Annotated in this window: 3 protein-coding genes and 1 pseudogene; 3 read left to right on the forward strand and 1 reads right to left on the reverse strand. The window is 72.5% G+C overall.

Going from position 1 to position 3,224, the window contains the following annotated elements; all coding sequences use genetic code 11:
• From FV222_RS21135 to FV222_RS21145, 3 genes and pseudogenes are all read left to right on the forward strand, one after another.
• Nucleotides 1-349: pseudogene (locus FV222_RS21135) on the forward strand (ABC transporter permease); the annotation flags it as partial.
• Nucleotides 350-674: 325 nt separating this feature from the next.
• Entirely contained in the window at nt 675-1,601 is a 927-nt protein-coding gene (locus FV222_RS21140; protein WP_147815570.1) for an ABC transporter permease, read from the forward strand.
• Nucleotides 1,602-1,648: 47 nt separating this feature from the next.
• Entirely contained in the window at nt 1,649-2,719 is a 1,071-nt protein-coding gene (locus FV222_RS21145) for a BMP family ABC transporter substrate-binding protein (protein WP_147815571.1), read from the forward strand.
• 91 nt (nt 2,720-2,810) lie between these two features.
• Here FV222_RS21145 and FV222_RS21150 read toward each other — a convergent pair whose 3' ends face one another.
• A complete protein-coding gene (locus FV222_RS21150) occupies nt 2,811-3,062 on the reverse strand; it encodes a hypothetical protein (protein WP_147815572.1) in 252 nt (83 codons plus the stop codon).
• Nucleotides 3,063-3,224: the final 162 nt, after the last annotated feature.

The following is a 3,224-nucleotide window of genomic DNA, read 5'->3' on the forward strand; positions in this document are numbered from 1 at the left end:
GCTGACGCTCGCCGCCTTCGCGATCTCGGGCGCGGCGGCGGGGCTCGCCGGCATCGTCGAGGTCGCGGGCCGGATCGGCCAGCTCCAGCCGACGATCTCGCCGGGCTACGGCTTCACCGCGATCATCGTCGCCTTCCTCGGGCGGCTGTCGCCGCCGGGCATCCTGGTCGCCGCCGGGGTGATCGCGCTGACCACGATCGGCGGCGAGGCGGCGCAGATCGACCTGAAGCTGCCGCTCGACCTCACCCGCGCGTTCCAGGGGCTGCTGCTCGCCTTCGTGCTCGGGGCCGACGTGCTCGCCCGCTACCGCATCCGGCTCGTGCCGGGCGGTCCGCGGCGGACCGCGTGATGAACCGTCTCTCGAAGCCCGTGCCCGCACCGCGCCTTCCGTCCCCCCGCTGCGGGCAGGGCGATCGCAGAGGGCGATGTGCCCTTCGGAAACCCGCCGGCAGCGCCGCGTCATCCCGGGGCCGCGTAGCGGAGACCGGGATCCAGAACCGCAGGTCGCGCCGGACTTGGCACCGTCGGCGGCTCTGGATTCCGGGCTCGCCTGCGGCGCCCCGGAATGACGGCGCGGTGCCGTCTGCCGTCGTCCTCCTCCGCTCCAGGGGGAGGGCGGCGCGCCGAGCGGGACGCGTGTCGCACCCCCGCACGGTGGCAACAGGAGTCCGGCGATGAGTCTCGACATCGTCCAGATGGTGCTCGTCACCGTGCTGACGGCGGCGACGCCGCTGATCCTGGCCGCGGTCGGCGAGCTGGTGGCCGAGCGCTCCGGCGTGCTCAACCTCGGCACCGAGGGGATGATGGTGCTCGGCGCCGCCGCCGGCTTCGCGGTGGCCACCGAGACGAACTCGACGCTTCTCGGCGCCCTCGGCGGGGCCGGCGCCGGGCTCGCGCTGTCGGCGCTGTTCGCGGTGCTCACGGTCGGGTTGGCGGCCAACCAGGTGGCATCGGGCCTCGCCCTGACGATCCTCGGCCTCGGGCTCTCGGGCCTCGTCGGCACCGGCTATGTCGGGATGAAGCGCGATCCGGCGCCGCATCTGCACGTGGCGGGCCTGAGCGACCTGCCGGTCGTCGGCGACCTGCTGTTCTCGCAGGACGCCTTCGTCTACGCCGCGATCCTGCTGGTGCTCGGGGTGTGGTGGTTCCTCGGCCGGACCCGCGCCGGGCTGGTGCTGCGCGCCATCGGCGACGACCACACCGCGACGCACGCGCTCGGGCTGCCGGTGCGCCGGGTCCGGGTGCTGGCCGTGCTGTTCGGCGGCGCCTGCGCCGGGCTCGCCGGAGCCTACCTGTCGCTGGCCTACACGCCGTTCTGGTCGCCGGGCATGACCGCCGGGCGCGGCTGGATCGCGCTGGCGCTCGTGGTCTTCGCCTCGTGGCGCCCCTTGCGCGTGGCGGCCGGCGCGCTGCTGTTCGGCGGCGCGACGGTGCTGCAGCTCCATGCCCAGGCCGCGGGCCTGGGCCTGCCGGGGCAGGCGCTGTCGGCGCTGCCCTACCTCGCGACGATCCTGGCCCTGGTCTTGCTGTCGCTCGGGCGGCGCCAGGGCGGCTCGCTGGCGCCCGCCGCCCTGGGCCGCGAATTCACGCCACACCGCTGAAGGCGGGGGCCATCGTAGGGGTAACGACCTTGGGGATACCGACGACCATGCGGACGATCACGCGGACGATCACTGCCGCCATCCTGGCGGCTCTCCTGCTCGCACCCGCCGCGCAGGCCGACGACAAGCTCAAGGTCGGCTTCGTCTACGTCGGCCCGGTGGCCGATTACGGCTATTCCTACCAGCACGACCTCAGCCGCAAGGCGCTCGAGGCGGCGATGCCCGGCAAGGTCGAGACCACCTATCTCGAGAGCGTGCCGGAGGCCGACAGCGAGCGCTCGATCGAGAAGCTGGCGCGCTCGGGCGCCAAGCTGATCTTCACCACCTCGTTCGGCTTCATGGAGCCGACCCTGAAGGTCGCCAAGAAGTTCCCGAACGTGAAGTTCGAGCACGCCACCGGCTACAAGCGCAGCGCCAACGTCTCGACCTACTCGGCCCGCTTCTACGAGGGTCGCTACGTCTGCGGGAAGATCGCCGGAACGCTCTCGAAGTCCGGCACCGTCGGCTACATCGCCTCGTTCCCGATCCCCGAGGTGGTGAGCGGCATCAACGCCTTCATGCTCGGCGCGCAATCGGTGAACCCGAACATCAAGCTCAAGATCGTCTGGGTGAACACCTGGTTCGATCCGGGCAAGGAGGCGGAGGCGGCCAAGGCCCTGCTGGCGCAAGGGGCCGACATCCTGACCCAGCACACCGATTCCGCGGCCCCGCTGCAGGAGGCTGAGAAGGCCGGCAAGCTCGCCTTCGGCCAATCCTCCGACCAGTCCCGCTTCGCCCCGAAGGCGCAGCTGACCGCCATCACCGACGACTGGGACGGCTACGTGATCAGCGAGGCCAAGGCGGTGCTCGACGGGAGCTGGAAGAGCCACGACACCTGGGGCGGCATCAAGGACGGCATGGTCGTGCTCGCGCCCTTCGCCAACATGCCCGACAGCGTGAAGGCGATGGCCGAGGCGACCAAGGCCGACATCGCATCGGGCAAGCTCCACCCCTTCGCCGGCCCGGTGACGAAGCAGGACGGCACGGTGGCCGTGAACGCGGGCGAGAGCGCGCCCGACCCGATGATTTTGGGCATGAACTGGTATGTGAAGGGCATCGACGACAAGCTGCCGCAATAGGCGGCGGCTCTTCCCTCCCCCCCCCCCTGCGGGGGGGGAGATGCGGGTCATGCCTTGAGGCCGGCGGTCCTCATCGGCGGCGTTACGCGCCTCAATAGCGCGGCGGTGGCGGCATCCGTTCGCCCGACGGCGGCGTGTCGCCCTCGATCACGCCCGTGCGCGGCGCCACGGGCACCGCGTCGCCGTCGCGGACGGCGTTCGTTTCGTTGCGGGGGCCGGCGAGTCCTTCGGTGCCGCCCGGCGCCGTCGCCGGGTCGCTCCCGGCCGGGGCGCCCGTCGACTGGGCGAAGGCGGGTCCACTGAAGGCGGCGAGGGTCAGGGCGGTGAGCAGGACGCGGCGCATCGTCGGGGGGCTCCGTGGTCGAAGGGAAGTGGACGGCGGCTCAGCGCCGGTGGCGATGGCGGCGCATCCGGCGCCGGCCGTAGGCGTCGCCGCTGCGGATCGCCTCCATCCGGTTGGCCAGCCCGGCCCGGCCGATCGCGCCGCCGGGCGCCGTCGCGGCCT

The sequence above is a fragment of the Methylobacterium sp. WL103 genome (assembly GCF_008039885.1).
GTDB lineage: Bacteria > Pseudomonadota > Alphaproteobacteria > Rhizobiales > Beijerinckiaceae > Methylobacterium > Methylobacterium cerastii.

Excerpts from the sequence above, each read along its gene's own strand:
- FV222_RS21140 (WP_147815570.1), top strand. The coding sequence starts at position 675 with ATGAGTCTCGACATCGTCCAGATGGTGCTCGTCACCGTGCTGACGGCG.
- FV222_RS21145 (WP_147815571.1), top strand. The coding sequence starts at position 1,649 with ATGCGGACGATCACGCGGACGATCACTGCCGCCATCCTGGCGGCTCTC.
- FV222_RS21150 (WP_147815572.1), bottom strand. The coding sequence starts at position 3,062 with ATGCGCCGCGTCCTGCTCACCGCCCTGACCCTCGCCGCCTTCAGTGGA.